Here is a 20,593-nt window from a genome sequence, read left to right as displayed (position 1 = left end):
ACGAGACATGACGAAGACCCATGCGATTCGATTCGATCAACACGGCGGCCCGGACGTGCTGCAATGGCGCGAGCTGGAACTCGGCGCGCCCGGTCCCGGCCAGGTGCTGGTGCGCCAGGAGGCGGTGGGACTGAATTTCATCGACGTGTATCACCGCACCGGGCTCTACCCGCAGCCGCTGCCCGGCAGCCTGGGCGGCGAGGCGGCCGGGGTGGTCGAAGCGGTGGGGCCGGGCGTGAGCGAAGTCGCCGTGGGCGACCGGGTGGGCTACTGCACCGGCACGCCGGGAGCCTATGCGCAGCGGCGCATCGTGCCGGTGGCGCCGCTCATCAAGCTGCCGGACGACATCACCTTCGAGGTGGCCGCGGCCAGCATGCTCAAGGGTCTGACGGCGTATTACCTGCTGCATCGCACGCGGGCCCTGCAGGCCGGAGACGTGGCGCTGTTCCACGCCGCGGCCGGCGGGGTCGGGCTGATCGCCGGGCAGATGGCGCGGGCGATGGGCGCGACGCTGATCGGCACCGCAGGGTCGGCGCAGAAATGCGCGCTGGCGCTGGAGAACGGCTATGCCCACGCCATCGACTACGTCCACGACGACTTCGTCGCCCGGGTCAAGGACCTCACCGCAGGGCGCGGCCTACCCGTCGTCTACGACTCCATCGGGCGCGATACCTGGGAGCGTTCGCTCGCCTGCCTTCAGCCCTTCGGTCTGATGGTGAGCTTCGGCAATGCTTCGGGGGCGGTTCCGCCGTTCACGATCACCGACCTGGCCGCTGCCGGCTCGCTCTATGTCACCCGCCCCACGCTCGGCACGCACATGGCCGATCCGGCGGTGAAGCAGCAGATGGCCGATGCGCTGTTCGCCCTGATCCGCAGCGGGCAAGTGCAGATTCACATCAACCAGCGTTACCCGCTGGCCGATGCCGCCCAGGCCCATCGTGATCTCCAAGCCCGCAAGACCATCGGTTCGACGGTGCTGCTGCCTCATTGATCCGGCGGGTCGACGTTTGAAGCGGCTCCCCACCCGTGGGGAGGGGGAACGCTCCTCCCCCACACCGTGGGGGAGGCTGGGAGGGGGAAGATGCGCAATCCCGGCCCTTCCCGCGATTGGCGAAGGAGCAAGACTGTTCCTCCCCCACGCTGCGGGGAGGTTGGGGGCGGCCGTGCATGGCGCGGCCCATGACGCGTTCATTCCTCTTCTTGCCGGAGCCATCCGCCGCAAGCCCGGGCGCAAGGCTCAGGCCTGCGACACATTGCCGCAGGTGGGGGCAACCGCCTGTCGGCGGTGCAGGGACGCTTCCTAGAATGCGGCCATGCCGATGTCCTCCCGCCTGCCGCACCTCCCGCTGATCCGCTCTGGGGCGACGCCTCCGCTGCCCTCCGTCACCCTGACCCGTCTGCTGGCCGCGCGTGTGGTCATGCTGCTGGCCGAACTGGCCGTGCTGCCCTGGGCGCATCACTTCCTCGACATCACCTGGCCGCTCTACAAAGTGCTCGGGCTGATCGGCCTGCAGGCAGGGCTGGGGTTGGTGCTCTGGCGGCAAAGCCGCAGCGCCCGAGGGCTGGGGGCTTTCGGCGGCTTTGTGCATCTGCTGGCCGACGCCCTCATTCTTGCCCTGCTGGTGTATTGGAGCGGGGGCGAGGTCAACCCCATCATCTTCTTGCTGCTCGTGCCGCTCATTCTGAGCGCCGTGGCTCTGCCCTGGCTCTACGTCTGGATCATGACGGCCACGGTGATTCTGCTGTATTCGCTGCTGTCGTTCTTCCCCGCGCCGCAGACCGAGGCCTGCGGCATGATGACCGGGGTGTTGAGCGAGCACCTTTCGGGCATGTGGGGCAACTTTCTCATCACCGCCCTGCTGGTGGCGGCGGTGGTGGCGCGGCTGTCGGCGGCGCTGCGCGAGCGCGAGGTCGAACTGGCGCGCAGCCGCGAGGTCGCGCTGCGCGATCAGCATCTGTTCGCTCTGGGCATGCAGGCCGCGGCTGCAGCGCATGAACTGGCCACGCCTGTGTCCACCCTGGCGATGACGGTTGACGATTTGCAGGCCGACTACGCCGGTGATGACGAACTTGGCCCCGAGCTTCAGCGCATGCAGGCGCAGGTGGCGCAGATCCGCACGGTGCTCGGTCACATCACCGCGGCTGCGGGCGCCGCCCGCAGCCGCAGCGGCCAGACCGAGACGCTGGCGCACTGGCTGGAGCAGACGCTGGAGCACTGGCACCTCATGCGTCCGCAATCGCAGGCGGATCTGGCGTTGCTCACGGCGGGGGCGCCTCCGGAGCTGCGGGTGGACGCGGGGCTGAACGCCGCGCTGGTGAGCCTGCTCAACAACGCCGCTGACGCCAGCCCCGACGCCGTGGCCGTGGAGGCCGAATGGGAGGCCGCCTTTCTGCGGGTCAGCGTGCTCGATCGCGGCCCCGGACTGCCCGACGACCGCCTGGCGCGCGCGGGCTACGATTTCGTCAGCACCAAAGGCGAGGCGCGCGGCCTGGGCCTGGCGCTGGCCCGCGCCGGCATCGAGCGCCTCGGCGGCACGCTTACCGTGTCGCGGCGCGAGGGCGGCGGGCTGAGCGCTACCCTGCAATGGCCGCGTGCGCAAACTCCCACTTGAACGACAAGCCCATGAATCTTTTGTTGGTCGAAGACGACTCCGCCCTGGCCGCGGCCACGCGCAACTCGATGGAGCGCCGCGGCATTGCGGTCTGGCATGCCGATTCGGCGTCGGCCGCCCGAGCGCTCATCGGCGCGGCCGCCTTCGACGCTGCGGTGCTCGACCTTCGCCTGTCCGGCGACAGCGGTCTGACCCTGATCGCGCCGCTGCGCGAGGCCTACCCCGCGCTGCGCATTCTGCTGCTCACCGGCTACGCCAGCATCGCCACCGCGGTCGATGCCATCAAGCTTGGCGCGACCAACTATCTGCCCAAGCCGGCGACGGTCAACGACATCCTCGCCGCCCTGGAGCAGGACGCGCCCGAGGCCGATCGGCCCGTGACGGCCCAGCCGCTGCCGGTCGAGCGGCTGGAGTGGGAGCACATCCAGAAAGTGCTGGCCGAGCATGACGGCAACATCTCCGCCACGGCCCGCGCGCTGCAGATGCACCGCCGCACCCTGCAGCGCAAGCTGCTGAAACATCCGGTACGCGAAACGTCCTCAGACCCGGCTGCACGCTGAAGCGGTGGCTGTCAACATTGCAGCCAATGCAGGGCGACTTCCGCCCCGGGTGCAAGCCAATGTTGGTGCGGTGTCCAGCCCGAGGCGTGCGCCATGCGCTGAAACATCGCGACCGGATATTTGTACGAGTTTTCGGTATGCAGGGTTTCGCCCTCGGCAAAGGTGAAGCGCTGGCCGAGCAGGCGCACGGTCTGCGGCGTGGGGCTGAGCAGATGCATTTCGATGCGGCTGCGCGCGGTGTCGAAGCGCGCCACATGCCGGAAGGCCTGCGGATTGAAATCGGCCCCGAGTTCACGATTGATTCGGATGAGCAGATTGCGGTTGAACGCCGCCGTCACGCCGCGGGCGTCGTCGTAAGCGGGCAGCAGGCGCGCCTTGTCCTGCGTGCCGTCCACGCCGACCAGCAACTGCGCGCCGGGACCGAGAAACTGCGCCGCGCCGTGCAGAAAACGCACCGCCTGCTCCGGCGTGAAGTTGCCGATGGTCGAGCCAGGAAAAAAGCCGATGCGCGGCTGCTGGCGCACCGCGGCTTCCAGCGCGGCCGGCCAGCTCAGCGGGGCGGTGAAATCGGCCTCCAGCGTCTGCACATTCATCTGCGGATAGCGCAGTTGCAGCCCCCGCACCGACTGGCGCAGAAAATCACCGCTGATGTCGATGGCGGTGTAGCTGGCCGGAGTCTGCAGCGCATCGAGCAGCAAAGGCGTCTTGCGGCTGGAGCCGCTGCCGAACTCGATCACCGCCGCGCCCGCGGGCAGCCGGGCCAGATCGGCGCGCAGACCGCGAAGCAGCGCCGTTTCGGTGCGGGTGAGGTAGTACTCGTTCAGCTCGGTGATCTGCTCGAACAGCTCCGAGCCGCGGTGGTCGTAGAACCAGGTCGAGGGAATGCGCTTGGGGTGGCTGGCCAGGCCTTCGAGCACTTGCTCGGCGAAAGCCTTGGGGATGGTTTCGGGGTCGAGGCCGTTCGAATCGGGTGGATGCAGGGCGGTGGCAGTCTGGGGAGTCATGCGCATTCCTTTTCTAGGGGTCTACACGGCGAGGCGGCCAGGCCGCCGACGAGACGACTTCAACCCCGCGCCAGCCGCAACCCGGTGAACTGCCAGCGCTGATGGGGATAGAAGAAGTTGCGATAGGTGGGGCGCAGATGGCCAGGCGGCGTGGCGCAGGAGCCGCCGCGCAACACCATCTGACCACTCATGAACTTGCCGTTGTATTCGCCCACGGCGCCGGGGGCCGGGCGAAAGCCGGGGTAGGGCAGATAGGCGCTGGCGGTCCATTCCCACACGCCGCCCCAGAGGTCCTGGAGGTCGTTCTCGGGGGCGCTGCCCACGGCAAGGGGAAGGCGCCAGGGATGATCGGCGAACTGCGGCGGCGTCGCCGCCGACAGCGCCTGGCGGCCGGCTGCCGCTTCCCATTCGAACTCGGTCGGCAGGCGGGCGCCGGCCCAGCGGGCATAGGCGTCGGCCTCATAGAAACTGAGGTGGCAGACCGGCGCCTGCGGCAGCAGCGGCTGCAGGCCGTGCAGGGTCATGGCCTCGGTGTAGAAACCATCGTCGTGCGCCTGCCAGTAGGCCGGCGCGCGCACGCCCTGTTCCTGCACCCAGCGCCAGCCATCGGCCAGCCAGAGGGTGGGTGTGGCGTAGCCGTCGTCGGCCATGAAGTCGAGCCAGTCGGCGTTGCAGACGGGGCGGTGAGCCAGGGCGTAGTCGTCGAGCCAGACGCGGTGGCGGGGGCCTTCGTTGTCGAATGCGAACCCTTCGTCGGCATGGCCGATCTCGGTCAGTCCGCCGGGAAAGCGTAGCCACCGCAGCGCGTCTGGCGTGCACCCTGCGGGCAGGGTGGCGGGCAAGGGGCGGTAGGCGGGATGCAGCGGGTTCTGCGCAAACAGATGCAGCAGATCGGTGAGCAGCAACTCCTGATGCTGTTGCTCGTGATGCCGCCCCAGGTCGAGCAGGGCCGCGGGCGCGGCGCCCGGGGGCAGCTTTTGCAGTGCCGCATCGACATGGGCGCGGAAGGCGAGGATGTGTTCGAGCGTCGGCCGGGTGAGCAGGCCGCGCTGCGGCCTTGGGTGGCGCGGCCCGACGGTGTCGTAATACGAGTTGAAGAGGTAGCGAAAGGCCGGATCGAACCCGCGGTAGCCCGGCAGGTGCGGCGCGAGGACGAACTCCTCGAAAAACCAGGTGGTGTGCGCCAGATGCCATTTGGCCGGGCTGGCGTCGGGCATGGACTGCACGGTGCAGTCGGCGTCGCTCAGACCCTCCACCAGCGACACGCTGCGCGCGCGGGTGTGCAGCAGACTTTCAAGAAGACGCCCGGCCCTGGAGGTGTTCAGGGGCAGCGCGTCATGCGCGTGCGGCGGCAAAGCCAGATCGAGTGTCGGCATGGCGGTGGGCTCCATGGGTCTCGGGGGTGAATGCCAAGGATAGCCGCATGGCGTGAAACGCGCCGATCAGACCCCGACGCGGCTCGCGGCCCTGATGGCCTGGCGCTGGGCGCCGAGTTGCGGGCTGCCCAGAGTCACCACATCCCCGGGCTGGAGATAGCGCGGCGGTCTGCGGCCCATGCCCACGCCGGGCGGCGTGCCGGTGGCGATGAGATCGCCGGGCAGCAAAGTCATGTAGCGGCTGAGATAGGCGACCAGATAGGCCACGCCGAAAATCATGTCGCGCGTGTTGCCGCTCTGCATGCGTTCGCCGTTGACGTCGAGCCAGAGGTCGATGTCCTGCGGGTCGGCGATTTCGTCACGGCTGACCAGCCAGGGGCCGACCGGGCCGAAGGTGTCGCAGCCTTTGCCCAGCCCCCACTGGCTGCCCTGTTCGAGCTGATACGCGCGCTCGGAGACGTCATTCACCAGGCAGTAACCGGCGACGTGTTTGAGGGCGTCGGCCTCGCGCACGAAGCGCGCCTCCCGTCCGATGACCACGCCCAGCTCGACCTCCCAATCGAGCTTGTGGGCGCCGGGCGGGCGAAGCACCGCATCGTTGGGGCCGCTCAGGCAGGTCGTCCACTTGTTGAACACGATGGGCGAGGCGGGGATGGCCATGTGCGCCTCGTTGGCATGATCGCGGTAGTTCAGACCGATGGCGATGAACTTGCTGATGCCCACGAAGGGCACGCCCAGTCGCGGCCTGCCGGTCACCAGCGGCAGCTGTTCGGCGTCGATGCGGCGCAGGGCCTGGCGGCCCGAGGGTCCGAAGACGCGGGTATCGATGTCATCGACGAGGCCGCCGAGGCTGCGCAGGCGGCTTTGCGCGTCGATCAGGCCGGGTTGTTCCTGGCCGTTGCGGCCGTAGCGGACGAACTTCATCGCGGTCTCCTCGGTAAGGGTGATTCAGCGTCGTTGGTATTGGGTGCGGCCGAACAGGTGCTCGCGTGCGGTGGCGTCCATCTCGGGCGGGCGCGCGTCGGCCAGCACCTGCACGCCGCGCTGCACCGCCGGCCTTGCGGCGATGGCGTCGAACCAGCGTTTGGCGTGTGGAAACTCCGACCAGGCTATGCCCTGATTGGCGGCGCTTCGGCACCAGGGAAAGGTGGCGATGTCGGCGATGGTGTAGTCGGGCCCCGCCAGATAAGGCTGCGATGCCAGCCGCCGGTCGAGCACACCGTAGAGCCTGTGGGCCTCGTGGGTGTAGCGGTCGATGGCGTAATCGATCTTCTGGGGCGCGTACTGGCGGAAGTGGTGCGCCTGCCCGAGCATCGGGCCGATGCTGCCCATCTGCCACATCAGCCATTCCAGCGTGGCGATGCGCGCACGCGGCCCGGTGCCCAGAAAGCGGCCGGTCTTCTCGGCCAGATAGAGCAGGATGGCGCCCGACTCGAACACGCTGAGGGGTTGGCCGTCCGGCCCGTCGGCATCGACCAGCGCGGGGATTTTGTTGTTCGGACTGATGGCGAGAAAGTCGGGCGCGAACTGCTCGCCGCGGCCGATGTTCACGCCATGCACCCGGTAGGGCAGGCCGAGTTCTTCGAGCAGGATGTGGATCTTGTGGCCGTTGGGGGTGGCCCAGGAGTAGAGGTCGATCATGGTGAGTGTGCCGACTGCGCGGCGGTGTGAACGGTGGATCGGGCCCTGTTCTCACGCTGGCCGCACGCGCCGGGAGGCGGGCGCAGACCGTGACAGGCTCCGGCCGCATTGTGCGACGGCTGCCGCGAAGCTGCAGCGGCCCGCGAAGGCCGCATTCAGCGTCACCTCAGCGCAGCAGCTCGCCCTGGGCGATCTGGGCGTGCAGGGTTTCGATCGGTGGGGTGAGTTGCTGCATCAGCCGCAGTTGAGCGGACAGACCGGCCAGGGGCAGACTGTCGTCGAGCGCGTCGGCTTCGTGTGCGACGATGCTCCACTGCACCGCGTCAAGCGCCAGCGGCAGCGCCAGGCTTTGCAGCATGGCGAGTTCCTGCAAGGGCAGGTGGCTGTCGTTCTGGTCCATCTGCCAGGCGCTGCGCCGCGCCAGCATGCGGGTGGTGTCCAGCCCGGTGCGGGTGCGGGCGATGCGTTGCTGCCAGACCGGGTGATGGATCGCGAGCTGCTCGCCGATGCGCCGGGTCTGCAACCGGGCGATCAGCAGGTCGAGCGCGCGTTCGGCAGCGCCCAGACTCCACAAGGCGTCGTGCAGCCCGACGATGCGCTGGCGGGCCTGCAGCATCTCCAGCCCCTGACCCGGCTGGCCGACCAGGTGGGCGGCGGGCACGCGCACGCCGTCGAACGTGACTTCGGCCAGCACCGACGGTGCCATGCCCCAGCCGTGCAACTGCCGTCCGATGTGCACACCATCGGCCTGGATGGGCACGAGCAGCACGCTGAACTGCCGATGCAGGGCGGCCTCGGCATCGGTGCGGCACAAGACCAGCAGGCTCGCGGTGCGCGGGTCCAGCACGCCCTGCACCCAGGTCTTGTGGCCGTTCAGGTGCCAGTGATCGCCTTCGAGCTTGGCATGCGTCTGCAGCGAATCGGGCTGGTGCAGCGCGGCGTCGGGTTCGGCCGCAGCCCAGGCGCTGCGCGTTTCGGCGCGCAGCAGCGGGTCGAGCCAGGCGTCTTTCAGCGCTTCGCTGGCATAGCTGTCGAGCAGCTGCATATTGCCGGCGTCGGGCTGGGCGCTGTTGAAGAGGTCGGTGGCCCAGGCGATGTGGCCCATGGCTTCGACCATCGGGGCGTACTCCCAATGGCTCAAGCCCTGGCTGGCGCGGGGCGAGGTGGGCAGAAACAGATTCCACAGCCCTGCCAGTTGCGCCTTCTGGCGTATGAGGGCCAGCTGTGCGTTGACCGTTTGCTCCGGATGGGACGCGCCCAGTCGCATCGACGTGTTGATGGCGCTCTCCTGGGGGAGCACCACGGTGTGCAGGAAACGGTGCAGTCGGGTCTGGAGCGTGCTGACGCGCGGCGAGGGCGCGGTGTCCATCGTTTGGGGCGGCATGAGGTCAGTTCCGCACGGCCGTTCCGAGGGAACTGACGCCCCCATCGGGGGGAGACGCGCGCAGCAAGTCAGGGGGCTGTTTCATGTCAGTCGCGCGGGTTGGTCAGGAGTTGGGCACTCAGATGCACATGCAGGGCGCTTTCATGGCCTTGCGGATTCGGCAGGTTCTTGCGCGGGCTGCCGGACATGCGGGGAATGCCTTCGATGAGCTGCAGGGCGGTTTGCACGCTCAGACCCGGTGGACACAGACGGTTGGCCACACCGAGCTGATGCAGGCGTACGGCGCCGAGGCCTGGCCCCGGCAGAGCCGCTTCGTTGCAGACGGGACGGGGCAGCAGGCGCGCGGCGAGCCATTGGGCGCCCCCGACGTCACGGTGGGGCAGCAGCGGGTCGATGAGTTGCAATTGCGCGTCGTCGGCCAGCACGAGCAGATCGCAGGCCAGGGCCAGCGCGGCCCCGGCGCCGCGGGCCTGGCCCTCGACCGCGCCGACGACCAGCGGCTCGCAGTCGCGCAGCGCAAGGATGCAGTCGTGCAGGGCTTCGAGCGCGTCGAGGTCGTGCAGCCCGCTGCAGAAATGGGGCGTGCTGCCGGTGAGCACCACGGCGCGGATGTCGGGGTCGCGCTGAGCCGTGGTGAGCGCCTCCAGGGCAGCAGCGCAAAGCGCGGCGCTGAGCGCGTGGCGGGTTTCGGGATGATGCAGGCGCAGCACCAGGCAGTCGCCCTGTCGTTCGGCTCGGAGTTCGGCGCTCATGCGGTGAGTGGACTCTTCAGGAGAGGTGGCTGCATGATAGGGAGTCGGCTGCGGCTTCCCGGTCTGTGTTGGGGGATTCCGACACAAAATCGGGCGTTCGTTAATTTTTTCACACACTTTTGAACCAGGCCTGACTGGCAACAATCTGCGGCAAAGCCGCGTGATACATTGCTTTTCGATCCTCCAATTCGTGGTGATACTCGCCTTCACTTGCGCAGCAATGTTTTCGATCTTTCGCCCATTCACCCTTTTTTCTGCGACGCATCAAGGCTTGGCCTTGCGGCCGCGCGCATGGGCGGTCGGGCTGGGTTTGGCTGCGGGGCTTTGCGCCCCGGCGCAGGCGCTGATGATCGGTGCACCGCAGACGCGTGCCGAACTTGGCCGCGCCTTGCAGATGACGATTCCCATCCGCCTGGATCCGCAGGAGTCCCTGCCTCTGTCCTGCGTGCAGGCACAGGCGCAGGCGGGCGACTACGGCCACGGGCTGGGGACGTTGTCGATCGGATCGAGCCCCACCGCGGAGGGCGTGACGCTGTCGTTGCGCAGCCAGCAGCCGCTGCGAGAGCCCATTCTGATCGTGCGACTGCATCTGGCCTGCCAATATCAGCGCACCCAGGTCTACACCCTGCTGGTCGATCCGCCGGCACCGGAGTTGCCGATGGTGGCGGGCAGTGCGGCGGCGCCCAGCCTGGCGGCATCGCCGTCCTCGCGTGCGCCACAGAGCGTGTCGTTCGACCAAGCGCCTTCCAGGCCCTCCGAATCCCTTGCCGCTGCGCCCCAGGCACGACCACAGCCCAGCACACGGGTTTCCCCGCCGGTTCGGCGCGATCTGGCCTCGCATGAGCGGCGCGCACAGACTGCGGCCAAGACGCAGCGACGCCGACCTGCGCCGGCCAAGACGCCCGTGCCCGCGGCACCGACCCGCGCAGGCAACCGCCTCGAACTCGATGACCTCGGCGCGGCCGACTTCGCCGCCGTGCCTGAATTGCGCCTGGCCACGGCCCTGCCCGCCGTGCTGCCCAACCTCAGCGCGGAGCAGCGCAGCCAGCTCAATCAGCTACGCCAGCTCGTCCTGGACGCGACTGCCGCACCGGGCGAGGCGCAGCCGACCCTGCAGCAAATCAATGCCCTGCAGGAACGGGCGACGGTGCTGCAGCGGCAGTTCGAGCAGGCCTCGGCGCAGGCGCAACGTTCGCAGTCCGAGCTGACCCAGGTTCGGGCGCAGAGCTACTCCGCAGGCGTGGTCTACGCCCTGATCGCAGCTCTGGCAGCAATGGGTTTGCTGAGCTTCTGGCTCTGGCGCCGGGGCGCCGACCCGGGACTGGCGGAGAGCCCCTTCGTGCCCGCTTCACTTGGGGCACGGACCGCCAGCACCGAGGCCGAGGAACCCGCTGCAAGCCCCGCGCTCACCTCGCCGATGACGTCGATGTCGGTGCAGACCAGCACCATCCAGCCGCCCGTGCTGCCTTTCGGCCTGCCCCCGTTGGTGGACGGACGGCCCTTGCAGCCTGAAATCGACGCACTCCCACCCGATCTGGCCCGGCCAAGTCACTGGACCGATTCGGGCATCGACTGGGATTCGCGTTTCATGCAGCCGCTCAGCCAGGACAAGCAGGTCTATGTCGACGAGCTGATGGATGCCGGGCATCTGGCCGAGTATTTCATCGATACGGGCGACGAAGACCGCGCTATGGCCCTGCTCGAGAAATCGCTCGACGACAGCACGAGCGACAGCTTCGCCTTGCCCTATCTGCTGCTGTTCGACCTCTATCGCAAGCATGGGCGCAAGCAGGATTTCGAGACGCTTTACGGCCGTTTCGAGCGCCGCTTCAATGTCGCCGTACCGCCCTGGGGCGCGTCGCCCGAGGTCTTGCATCAGTCGCAGGGACGTGAGCTGATGGACTACGACCGTGCCATGAAGCTCATCACCATGACCTGGGGAGAGCCGCAGATCGTGACCGTGCTCGAACGCATGCTGCTCGATGACCCGCACCAGCACCGCATGGGTTTCGAGCTGGCGGCCTATCGCGATCTGCTGATGTTGTTCGCCGTCGCGCGAGACCTGTTCCCCGACAACATTCCCACCGCGGCGCAGGCTGAGCACGTCGAACTCTCGACGCTCGGCACGCCGGCCCATCTCGATCTGGATTTCGAGCTGCCGCTGGAGCCGCCGGCTGCGCAGACCGAGGCGCCCAGGCCGGAAACGCCCAAGCCGACTTCTTCGGAATTCAAGCTGATGCCGCGTGCGGGCGACGATCCGGCCGACGCCTGAGCGTTCGCCGAAGGTCGGCCTCTGACCGTCTTCGGCGCTCGTTTACTTCGGCTCGTGCCCGCCCAGCAGCGCGGCGATCTTGCGCCTCGGGCGAATGCTCGGTGAGGCCGAGCGCGTCCCACTGGCGGTGGTGGGCATGGGCGATGCGGCGTCCCAGGCGGGCTGGGCATTCGGGTCGGCCTCATAGGGCTTGTCGAACCAGGGGTCATGCCGTGAAGATCGTCCGGCACGGGGCGCGGCTGGCGCTGGCGTCTGCCCTTCGGCGGTCACGGTGCGTGGTGCGCGGGGCATGCGGTGTTCCCGCGTTTCGTCCGCATCGCGGCGCGGGCGGGAGGCCCGCTCGAGCGACACCGTCTGCTTCTCGAACTGGTGCTTGATCAGTTTCTCGATGTCGGCCAGCGCGCGTGCATCGCGCGTCGTGGCCAGGGTGATGGCCAGGCCGGAGGCGCCTGCGCGGCCCGTGCGGCCGATGCGGTGCACATAGTCTTCGGCATTGAAGGGCACGTCGTAATTCACCACGCCGGGCAGCTCGGCGATGTCGAGGCCGCGCGCCGCCACGTCGGTGGCCACCAGCGCCTGGATCTCGCCGCGCTTGAAGGCCTCCAGCGTGGTCAGCCGTTCGGCCTGCGATTTGTCGCCGTGCATGGCCGAGGCCTTGATGCCGTCACGCTCCAGCGCACGCGTCAGGCGGCCCGCGCCGAGCCGGCTGTTGACGAACACGATGACCTGCGGCAGCGGGTTGTCGCGCAGCAGTTGCACCAGGGTCGCACGCTTGTCGTCTTCGTCCACCTGATAGACCCGCTGTTCCACATTGGTCGCGGTGGCGTTGGGGCGGGCGACTTCGACCAGCAGCGGATTCTGCAGATAGCTCTGCGCCAGGCGCTTGATTTCCGAAGAGAAGGTGGCCGAGAACAGCAGGGTGGTGCGCTGCTTGGGCAGATAGCCGAGGATGCGTTGCAGGTCGGGCAGGAAGCCGATGTCGAGCATGCGGTCGGCCTCGTCGAGCACGACGAACTGCACCTGGCTCAGGTTGACGGTCTTGGCTTCGAGGTGATCGAGCAGGCGCCCGGGGGTGGCCACCAGCAGATCGACGCCCGTACGCAATTCGGCCTTCTGCGGATTCATGTCCATGCCGCCGAAGACGCAGGCACAACGCAGGGGCGTGTGCTTGGCATAGGCCTTGAGATTGGTGTAGACCTGATCGGCCAGCTCCCGCGTGGGCGCCAGCATCAGCGCGCGTACGGGATGGCGGGCCGGGGACACGCTGGTCGAGGCCAGCGGCATGAGCTGCTGGAGGATGGGCAGGGAGAACGCAGCGGTCTTGCCCGTGCCCGTCTGCGCGGCGCCCATGATGTCGCGGCCGTCGAGCAGCAGGGGAATGGCCTTGGCCTGGATGGGCGTGAGCTTCTCATAGCCCATGTCGCTGACGGCACGCAGAATGCGCGCGTCCAGTGCCAGGTCAGAGAAGCGCTCGGGCAGCGTGGTGTCGTCGTTCGGGGGTGTGTTGGTATTCATCCGTGCGGTGGTGAGGGCGGCAAAGAGCGGAGGATTGCGCCGGGTTCTGCCGTTTCGAGAGTGCATGAACGCATGCTCTCGCAAGGCAGATCGGGCGCCAGCATCATCATGGGGTGCGGCACGCCTGCAATCCGCGCTGAGTTCCGCCAGGAGGGTCGCAGGTCAAATCGCCTGCCGCAGCGGATTCACAGACCTTATTCTAGGCGACCGCGGCGGCGCGTTGCCCAGAGGCGCCAGCTCGGCAGAGAATGGCGCTTCGATGAGGGCGAACGCGCATTTTGAAAATTCGGCCTCTGCCCTCATTTGACGCATCATTCCTCCGCACAGGATCGCACGATGGATTACAAGGATTACTACAGCATCATGGGCGTGGAGCGCGGCGCAACGCAAGATGAGATCAAGCGCGCCTACCGCAAGCTTGCCCGCAAATATCACCCGGACGTCAGCAAGGAGGCCGGGGCCGAGGCCAAGTTCAAGGAACTGGGCGAGGCCTACGAGGTGTTGAAAGACCCGGAGAAGCGCGCCGCCTACGACCAGCTCGGCAGCAACTGGCGCGCCGGGCAGGACTTCCAGCCGCCGCCGGACTGGGGCGCGGGCTTCGAACAACGAGGCGCCATGCCTGACAGCGAAGGCGATTTCAGCGATTTTTTCGAGTCCCTCTTCGCGCGCAGCGGGGCAGGGGGGCGAAGGGCCGGCGGGCGGCCGCAAGCGCAGGGCGTGCATCTGCGCGGGCAGGACCATCATGCCCAGATCCTCATTGATCTCGAAGACGCCTATCGTGGCGCCAGCCGCACGCTTACCTTGCGCATGCCCGAAGTGGATGCTCAAGGCCATGTGGTGACGCGGGAGCGCACGTTGCAGGTGCAGATTCCCAAGGGTGTGCGTGCCGGGCAGCACATTCGGCTCAGCGGCCAGGGTGCGCCGGGCCTTGGCGAGGGCGGTGCGGGCGATCTCTATCTGGAGATTGGCTTCAATCCTCACGGGCTTTACCGCGTGGAAGGGCGAGACGTGTTTGTCGATCTGCCGCTGGCCCCCTGGGAGGCGGCGCTGGGCGCGGAAGTGCAGGTGCCGACACCGGACGGGCGTGTCGCGCTCAAGATTCCCCCGGCCACCGGCAGCGGCCGTCGCCTGCGCCTGAAAGGGCGCGGCATTCCGGGCGCCACACCGGGTGATCTGTACGTGGTCGCGCAAATTGCGTTGCCCCCGGCAGATGCCGACGCGGCGCGTTCGGCTTACCGGCGTATGCAAGACGATTTCCCGGCGTTCCATCCACGCGCCCATCTGGATCAAGGAGCCGCATCATGAGCGACAACCCGATTGCCGCGCCCCTGGTGGGCGTCGTTTTGGAAGAGCAGATCGACATTACCGTGGATCAGGTCTGTGCACTCTGCCGGGTGGAGCGCACGCAGATCGTGCATCTGGTCGAAGAGGGCGTGATCGACCCGCTCCCTCCGGTGCATGCCTTGGAGCACTGGCGATTCAGCGGTGAGGCGCTGGCGCGTGCGCGCCGTGCCCTGCGGCTGCAGCGCGAACTCGAACTCAATCCCGCGGCGGCGGCGCTGGTGCTCGATCTGCTCGACGAAGTCGCGGCCCTGCGTCAGGCCTTGCGCCACTGAGCGCTTGTGAACCTTTCAGCCATGCCCGCCTTGCACACCCAAACACCCCCGCTCTATGTTGCAAATGCTCGCCATAGCTCGGGCTATGGCTGTGCTTTGCGCCTCGATCGGGTGCGTTTTGACGCGTCTTTCGGGCATGCCCGAAACATTCACAAGCTCTGAGCGGTCCGATGGCGCGGCAGGCCCGTTTTTGCAGCCCGGGGCGCGCCCATCTGGTGCGCCTGCACGCGGCCCAGGGCGCTTCGCCACTGGCGGCACCCGACCAGCGAGCCCGGTTTCTGCAGACGATGGTGCAGGGGCTTGCCCAGGTGTCGGTGCGTCTGCATGCCTATGCGGTGCTGCCCGATGCGGTGCTTTTGCTGCTCACTCCGCAGTCGGCGGAAGACCTCTCCCGCTTCGTTCAAGGCCTGGCGCGGCGCAGCAGCCGCGCGCGCCAGGCGCCCCAGGCCGAGGCGTCAGTGCCGGTTTCGCGCGAACCGGCGTGGGCAGGGCGATTTCAGAGTGCGCTGGTGCAGCCCGGGGATTGGGAACTGACGGCCATGGTCTGGATCGACCGGGCCGCTGACCGCGCCGGGCTGTCGGGCGCCTCGCCCTGGCTCTGGAGCAGCCTCGGCGCGCATGTCGGCGAGGCCCAGGCCATGCCCGTCCGCGGCCCCGCGCTCTCCGCGCCCGAGGCTTACTGGACTCTGGGCAACACCCCTTTTGCGCGCGAAGCCGGCTACCGCGAACGCCTCGACCAAGGATTGACCGCCGTGCAGATGGGGGAGCTGGACGCTGCGTTGCGCCGTGGCCTGGCGGTGGGGGACGATTTCTTTCTCCGCCAGATGGAGATCGAAACCGGGCGTCGTTTGCAGGCCGCGCCGCGGGGGCGGCCGCGCATGAATGTTGCTTGAGTCGGCGCACAGGGTAGATCAAACAATCTGTCCCTATTAAAAATTCCCATTTCGTGGCCCGTCCATTAAATGGGGACGGAGAAGAGATTTTTCCTTGCGCCCTCTGCTGCGATGCAGTAAATTCGCAACCTCTTGTCGACTCAATGCGGAGCCTGCCATGTCCACGCCCCAAACTTCCGCCTCCAGCGCCGAAATCGCTGCACTGTCCCGCGACGGGCTGTATTGCCCGCAAAACGAACACGACGCCTGTGGTGTGGGTTTCGTGGCGCACATCAAAGGGGTGAAGTCGCACGACATCGTGCAGAACGGCCTGCTCATCCTCAAGAACCTCGACCATCGCGGCGCGGTGGGCGCCGACAAGCTCATGGGCGACGGCGCGGGCATTCTGATCCAGATTCCAGACGTCTTTTTCCGCGAGGAAATGGCGGCGCAGGGTGTGGAACTGCCGCCGCCAGGCGAGTATGGCGTGGGCATGATCTTCCTGCCGCGCGAGGAGGCGTCGCGCCTGGCGTGCGAACAGGAGATCGAGCGTGCCGTGCGCGCCGAGGGCCAGGTCCTGCTGGGCTGGCGCGATGTGGCCGTCGATGCCGACATGCCGATGTCGCCCACCGTCCGCGCCAAAGAGCCGGTGATCCGCCAGGTGTTCATCGGCCGTGGCCCCGACGTGATGGTGACCGACGCGCTGGAGCGCAAGCTCTTCGTCATCCGCAAGACCGCGAGCCACGCGATCCAGAAGCTCAATCTGCGCCATGGCAAAGAGTATTTCGTGCCCTCCATGTCGGCGCGCACCCTCGTTTACAAGGGTCTACTGCTGGCCGATCAGGTGGGCGACTACTACAAGGATCTGAAGGATCCGCGCGTGGTGTCGGCTCTGGCGCTGGTGCACCAGCGGTTTTCCACCAACACCTTTCCGGAATGGCCGCTGGCGCACCCGTACCGGCTGGTAGCGCACAACGGCGAGATCAACACCGTCAAGGGCAACTACAACTGGATGCGCGCACGCGAAGGCGCCGTGAGTTCGCCGGTACTGGGTACCGATCTGCAGAAGCTGTGGCCGCTGATCTACCCCGGCCAGAGCGACACCGCGAGCTTCGACAACTGCCTGGAGCTGCTGCTGATGGCGGGCTACCCGCTGTCGCACGCCATGATGATGATGATTCCCGAGGCGTGGGAGCAGCACACCCTGATGGACCCGCGCCGCCGGGCCTTCTACGAGTATCACGCCGCCATGATGGAGCCGTGGGACGGTCCCGCCGCGATCGCCTTCACCGACGGCCGCCAGATCGGCGCCACGCTCGACCGCAATGGCCTGCGCCCGGCGCGCTACATCGTGACCGACGATGACCTGGTCATCATGGCGTCCGAGTCGGGCGTGCTGCCCATTCCTGAAAGCCATATCGTCAAGAAGTGGCGTCTGCAGCCGGGCAAGATGTTCCTCATCGACATGGAGGCCGGCCGCATCATCGACGACAAGGAGATCAAGAGCCAGCTCGCCGGCGCGCGTCCCTATGGTCAGTGGATCGAAAACCTGCGCATCCGCATCGACGACCTCGAACACCTGGGCCGAGCCGAGCCTTCGCCTCTTGCCTTGCTCGACCGCCAGCAGGCGTTCGGCTACACGCAGGAAGACCTCAAGTTCCTGATGGCGCCGATGGCCGAAAAGGGTGACGAGGCCGTGGGCTCGATGGGCAACGACGCCGCGCTGGCGGTGCTGTCCAGCCGCGCCAAGCCGCTCTACAACTACTTCAAGCAGTTGTTCGCCCAGGTCACCAATCCGCCGATCGATTCGATCCGGGAGAACATGGTGATGTCGCTGGTGTCCTTCGTCGGCCCGCGCCCCAACCTGCTCGACATCAATCAGGTCAACCCGCCGATGCGTCTTGAAGTCAGCCAGCCCGTGCTCGACTATGACGACATGGCGCGCCTGCGCTCCATCGCCCAGCACACCGGGGGCAAGTTCCGCAGCTTCGAGCTCGACATCTGCTATCCGGTGGACTGGGGCAAGGAAGGCATTGAGGCGCGCATCGCGTCCATCTGCGCCGAGGCTGTGGATGCGCTCAAGAGCGGACACAACATCCTCATCATCACCGACCGCCACATGAGTGCCGAGCGCGTGGCCATTCCGGCCCTGCTGGCCATGAGTGCGGTGCACCAACATCTCACCGCCCACGGCCTGCGCACGCAGACCGGGCTGGTGGTGGAAACCGGCAGCGCCCGCGAAACCCATCATTTCGCCGTGCTCGCGGGTTATGGCGCCGAAGCCGTCCACCCCTATCTGGCGCTGGACACCATCGCCGAGATGGCCCGCGACCTGCCGGGCGATCTCAGTGCCGACAAAGCCATTGCCAACTACATCAAGGCCATCGGCAAGGGCATGCAGAAGGTGATGTCCAAGATGGGCATCTCCACCTATATGAGCTACTGCGGCGCGCAGATTTTCGAAGCCGTCGGCCTGTCGCGTGAACTCATCGACAAATACTTCACCGGCACCATCACCCAGGTCGAGGGCATGGGGGTGTTCGAAGTCGGCGAAGAGGCGTTGCGCATGCACCGCGACGCTTTCGGCGATTCGCCCGTGCTCGCCCAGATGCTCGACGCCGGTGGCGACTACGCCTGGCGCGTGCGCGGCGAGGAGCACATGTGGACGCCCGATGCCATCGCCAAGCTGCAGCATGCCACCCGCGCGGGCAACTACAACACCTACAAGGAATACGCGCAGATCATCAACGATCAGTCGCGTCGCATGCTCACGCTTCGCGGCCTGTTCGAGTTCAAGATCGACCCGGCCAAGGCCATCGCCATCGACGAGGTCGAGCCTGCCAGCGAAATCGTCAAGCGCTTTGCCACCGGCGCGATGTCGCTGGGCTCCATTTCAACGGAAGCGCACGCCACGCTCGCCGTGGCCATGAACCGCATCGGCGGCAAGAGCAACACCGGCGAAGGCGGGGAAGACCCGCTGCGCTACCGGCCGGAGATGCGCACGGGCTCGGCCGGCATCCAGGACGGCGATACCCTGGGTTCGGTGCTTGGGCCTCAGCGCATCGTCAGCGACATTCCGCTCAAGAGCGGCGATTCGCTGCGCTCCAAGATCAAGCAGGTCGCCTCGGGCCGCTTCGGCGTCACGGCTGAATACCTGGCCAGCGCCGACCAGATCCAGATCAAGATGGCGCAGGGCGCCAAGCCCGGCGAGGGCGGGCAGTTGCCCGGTGGCAAGGTGTCCGAGTACATCGGCATGCTGCGCTACTCGGTGCCGGGCGTGGGCCTCATTTCGCCGCCGCCGCACCATGACATCTACTCCATCGAAGACCTGGCCCAGCTCATCCACGATCTGAAGAACGCCAACTCCCGTGCGTCCATCAGCGTCAAGCTGGTGTCGGAGTCGGGCGTGGGCACGGTGGCCACCGGCGTGGCCAAGGCCAAGGCCGATCATGTGGTGATCGCCGGGCACGATGGCGGCACGGGCGCTTCGCCGCTGTCCTCCATCAAGCATGCGGGCTCCGCGTGGGAAATCGGCCTGGCCGAAACCCAGCAGACGCTGGTGCTCAACCGCCTGCGCAGCCGCATCCGCGTGCAGGTCGACGGCCAGATCAAGACCGGCCGCGACGTGGTCATCGGCGCGCTGCTGGGCGCCGATGAATTCGGCTTCGCCACCGCGCCCCTGGTGGTCGAAGGTTGCATCATGATGCGCAAATGCCACCTCAACACCTGCCCGGTGGGCGTGGCCACGCAAGACCCGGCGCTGCGCAAGAAGTTCTCGGGCAAGCCCGAGCATGTGGTGAACTACTTCTTCTTCATCGCCGAGGAAGTGCGCGCCATCATGGCCCAGCTCGGCGTGCGCACATTCGATGATCTGGTCGGCCGTGCCGATCTGCTCGACGCGCGCAAGGGCGTCGAGCACTGGAAGGCGCGCGGGCTCGATTTCTCGCGCGTGTTCCACCAGCCCGATGTGCCTGCCGAGGTCGCACGCCGTCAGGTCGAGGAGCAGGATCACGGCCTGGCCCGCGCGCTCGATCACGTGCTCATCGAACGCGCCCGCCCGGCGCTGGAGCGCGGCGAGAAAGTGCAGTTCATCCAGAACGCGCGCAACGTCAACCGCACGGTCGGCGCCATGCTCTCTGGCGAAGTGGCCCGGCGCTACGGCCACGATGGCCTGCCCGACGACACCATCCACATCCAGATGGAAGGCACCGGCGGCCAGAGCTTCGGCGCCTTCCTCGCCCGGGGCATCACGCTCTACCTGATCGGCGAAGCCAACGACTACACCGGCAAGGGCCTGTCCGGCGGCCGCGTGGTGGTGCGCCCCAGTCTCGACTTCCGCGGCGATGCGCCGGGCAACATCATCGTCGGCAACACCGTGCTCTACGGCGCCATCGAAGGCGAGGCCTTCTTCCGCGGTGTGGCGGGCGAGCGTTTCGCGGTACGCAACTCCGGCGCGACCACGGTGGTCGAAGGCACCGGCGACCATGGCTGCGAATACATGACGGGCGGTACCGTGATGGTGCTCGGCGAAACCGGGCGCAACTTTGCCGCCGGCATGAGCGGAGGCATCGCCTACGTCTATGACGTGGACGGCCAGTTCGCCAAGCGCTGCAACACTGCCATGGTGGCCCTCGACAAGGTGCTGTCGTCGGCCGAACAGAAGGCGCAGATGGCCGAGGCGCTGTGGCACCGCGGCCAGACCGACGAGGCCCAGTTGCGCAAGCTGTTGCAGGACCACCTGCGCTGGACCGGCTCGCAGCGCGCGCGCGAACTGCTCGATACCTGGGAAGAGGCGCGCGGCCGCTTCGTCAAGGTGTTCCCGCAAGAATACAAGCGGGCTCTGGGCGAAATGGCCGCCAAGCGCGAGGCGCAGTCCGCCACGGCCAAAGCCAAGGCCCCCGCCGGCAACGCCAGCGTGCCCGCCAAATGAGGCCCACCCCGAGAACCTGCGCTGCGCTGGGCTCCCCCCTCAAGGGGCGCGAAACCCTT

General features: G+C 67.4%; 15 protein-coding genes. 8 read left to right on the top strand and 7 right to left on the bottom strand.

The window, feature by feature from the left end:
- The first annotated feature begins 7 nt into the window (after positions 1 to 7).
- The 3 genes from BVH73_RS04610 (at position 8) to BVH73_RS04600 (ending at position 3,172) form a co-directional block, all read left to right on the top strand.
- A complete protein-coding gene (locus tag BVH73_RS04610; protein ID WP_079416503.1) occupies positions 8 to 991 on the top strand; it encodes a quinone oxidoreductase family protein in 984 nt (327 codons plus the stop codon).
- 322 nt (positions 992 to 1,313) lie between these two features.
- Positions 1,314 to 2,612, top strand: a complete 1,299-nt coding sequence (locus BVH73_RS04605) for an ATP-binding protein (RefSeq protein WP_079416501.1) — start codon at positions 1,314 to 1,316, stop codon at positions 2,610 to 2,612.
- A gap of 11 nt (positions 2,613 to 2,623) precedes the next feature.
- Entirely contained in the window at positions 2,624 to 3,172 is a 549-nt protein-coding gene (locus BVH73_RS04600; RefSeq protein WP_079416499.1) for a response regulator transcription factor, read from the top strand.
- A gap of 11 nt (positions 3,173 to 3,183) precedes the next feature.
- On the opposite strand, the gene egtD is transcribed toward BVH73_RS04600, so the two are convergent.
- From egtD to BVH73_RS04570, 6 genes are all read right to left on the bottom strand, one after another.
- Complete coding sequence (gene egtD, locus BVH73_RS04595) at positions 3,184 to 4,176, bottom strand: L-histidine N(alpha)-methyltransferase (protein WP_079416497.1); 993 nt, start codon at positions 4,174 to 4,176, stop codon at positions 3,184 to 3,186.
- 59 nt (positions 4,177 to 4,235) lie between these two features.
- Positions 4,236 to 5,552, bottom strand: coding sequence for an ergothioneine biosynthesis protein EgtB (egtB, locus tag BVH73_RS04590; RefSeq protein ID WP_079420338.1), 1,317 nt, complete (start codon positions 5,550 to 5,552; stop codon positions 4,236 to 4,238).
- A gap of 66 nt (positions 5,553 to 5,618) precedes the next feature.
- Positions 5,619 to 6,476 carry a fumarylacetoacetate hydrolase family protein gene (locus tag BVH73_RS04585; protein ID WP_079416495.1) on the bottom strand — a complete coding sequence of 286 codons (858 nt, stop codon included), beginning with the start codon at positions 6,474 to 6,476 and terminating at the stop codon, positions 5,619 to 5,621.
- 24 nt (positions 6,477 to 6,500) lie between these two features.
- Positions 6,501 to 7,193 (bottom strand): glutathione S-transferase N-terminal domain-containing protein, encoded by a 693-nt coding sequence (locus BVH73_RS04580; protein WP_079416493.1) that lies wholly within the window; start codon positions 7,191 to 7,193, stop codon positions 6,501 to 6,503.
- A 166-nt stretch (positions 7,194 to 7,359) separates the two neighbouring features.
- The gene (locus BVH73_RS04575; RefSeq protein ID WP_079416491.1) at positions 7,360 to 8,577 is read right to left on the bottom strand and encodes an acyl-CoA dehydrogenase family protein; all 1,218 of its coding nucleotides are present in this window, start codon (positions 8,575 to 8,577) and stop codon (positions 7,360 to 7,362) included.
- 86 nt (positions 8,578 to 8,663) lie between these two features.
- Entirely contained in the window at positions 8,664 to 9,329 is a 666-nt protein-coding gene (locus BVH73_RS04570; RefSeq protein ID WP_079416489.1) for an enoyl-CoA hydratase-related protein, read from the bottom strand.
- Positions 9,330 to 9,606: 277 nt separating this feature from the next.
- Here BVH73_RS04570 and BVH73_RS04565 point away from each other — a divergent pair, with 277 nt between their 5' ends.
- Complete coding sequence (locus BVH73_RS04565; protein ID WP_245800413.1) at positions 9,607 to 11,601, top strand: hypothetical protein; 1,995 nt, start codon at positions 9,607 to 9,609, stop codon at positions 11,599 to 11,601.
- A gap of 42 nt (positions 11,602 to 11,643) precedes the next feature.
- Here BVH73_RS04565 and BVH73_RS04560 read toward each other — a convergent pair whose 3' ends face one another.
- Entirely contained in the window at positions 11,644 to 13,116 is a 1,473-nt protein-coding gene (locus tag BVH73_RS04560) for a DEAD/DEAH box helicase (protein ID WP_079416487.1), read from the bottom strand.
- 336 nt (positions 13,117 to 13,452) lie between these two features.
- Between BVH73_RS04560 and BVH73_RS04555 the strand changes: the two genes are divergently transcribed.
- The 4 genes from BVH73_RS04555 (at position 13,453) to BVH73_RS04540 (ending at position 20,534) form a co-directional block, all read left to right on the top strand.
- The gene (locus BVH73_RS04555; RefSeq protein ID WP_079420335.1) at positions 13,453 to 14,421 is read left to right on the top strand and encodes a DnaJ C-terminal domain-containing protein; all 969 of its coding nucleotides are present in this window, start codon (positions 13,453 to 13,455) and stop codon (positions 14,419 to 14,421) included.
- Positions 14,418 to 14,732 (top strand): chaperone modulator CbpM, encoded by a 315-nt coding sequence (locus BVH73_RS04550; protein ID WP_079416485.1) that lies wholly within the window; start codon positions 14,418 to 14,420, stop codon positions 14,730 to 14,732. The genes BVH73_RS04555 and BVH73_RS04550 overlap by 4 nt, the downstream gene beginning before the upstream one ends.
- A gap of 170 nt (positions 14,733 to 14,902) precedes the next feature.
- On the top strand, positions 14,903 to 15,625 hold the full coding sequence (locus tag BVH73_RS04545; RefSeq protein WP_079416483.1) for a hypothetical protein: 723 nt from the start codon (positions 14,903 to 14,905) through the stop codon (positions 15,623 to 15,625).
- Positions 15,626 to 15,782: 157 nt separating this feature from the next.
- Complete coding sequence (locus BVH73_RS04540) at positions 15,783 to 20,534, top strand: glutamate synthase-related protein (RefSeq protein ID WP_079416481.1); 4,752 nt, start codon at positions 15,783 to 15,785, stop codon at positions 20,532 to 20,534.
- Positions 20,535 to 20,593 lie beyond the last annotated feature (59 nt).

It is taken from the genome of Thiomonas intermedia (assembly GCF_002028405.1).
GTDB classification, from domain to species: Bacteria; Pseudomonadota; Gammaproteobacteria; order Burkholderiales; family Burkholderiaceae_C; genus Thiomonas; species Thiomonas intermedia.
Note: the sequence above shows the minus strand (reverse complement) of the source record. Positions and strands in the feature narration are given on the sequence as shown.

Bases quoted from the DNA above. Each gene is read 5' to 3' on its own strand.
- BVH73_RS04610 (WP_079416503.1), top strand. From the start codon at position 8: ATGACGAAGACCCATGCGATTCGATTCGATCAACACGGCGGCCCGGAC.
- BVH73_RS04605 (WP_079416501.1), top strand. From the start codon at position 1,314: ATGCCGATGTCCTCCCGCCTGCCGCACCTCCCGCTGATCCGCTCTGGG.
- BVH73_RS04600 (WP_079416499.1), top strand. From the start codon at position 2,624: ATGAATCTTTTGTTGGTCGAAGACGACTCCGCCCTGGCCGCGGCCACG.
- egtD (WP_079416497.1), bottom strand. From the start codon at position 4,176: ATGACTCCCCAGACTGCCACCGCCCTGCATCCACCCGATTCGAACGGC.
- egtB (WP_079420338.1), bottom strand. From the start codon at position 5,552: ATGCCGACACTCGATCTGGCTTTGCCGCCGCACGCGCATGACGCGCTG.
- BVH73_RS04585 (WP_079416495.1), bottom strand. From the start codon at position 6,476: ATGAAGTTCGTCCGCTACGGCCGCAACGGCCAGGAACAACCCGGCCTG.
- BVH73_RS04580 (WP_079416493.1), bottom strand. From the start codon at position 7,193: ATGATCGACCTCTACTCCTGGGCCACCCCCAACGGCCACAAGATCCAC.
- BVH73_RS04575 (WP_079416491.1), bottom strand. From the start codon at position 8,577: ATGCCGCCCCAAACGATGGACACCGCGCCCTCGCCGCGCGTCAGCACG.
- BVH73_RS04570 (WP_079416489.1), bottom strand. From the start codon at position 9,329: ATGAGCGCCGAACTCCGAGCCGAACGACAGGGCGACTGCCTGGTGCTG.
- BVH73_RS04560 (WP_079416487.1), bottom strand. From the start codon at position 13,116: ATGAATACCAACACACCCCCGAACGACGACACCACGCTGCCCGAGCGC.
- BVH73_RS04555 (WP_079420335.1), top strand. From the start codon at position 13,453: ATGGATTACAAGGATTACTACAGCATCATGGGCGTGGAGCGCGGCGCA.
- BVH73_RS04550 (WP_079416485.1), top strand. From the start codon at position 14,418: ATGAGCGACAACCCGATTGCCGCGCCCCTGGTGGGCGTCGTTTTGGAA.
- BVH73_RS04545 (WP_079416483.1), top strand. From the start codon at position 14,903: ATGGCGCGGCAGGCCCGTTTTTGCAGCCCGGGGCGCGCCCATCTGGTG.
- BVH73_RS04540 (WP_079416481.1), top strand. From the start codon at position 15,783: ATGTCCACGCCCCAAACTTCCGCCTCCAGCGCCGAAATCGCTGCACTG.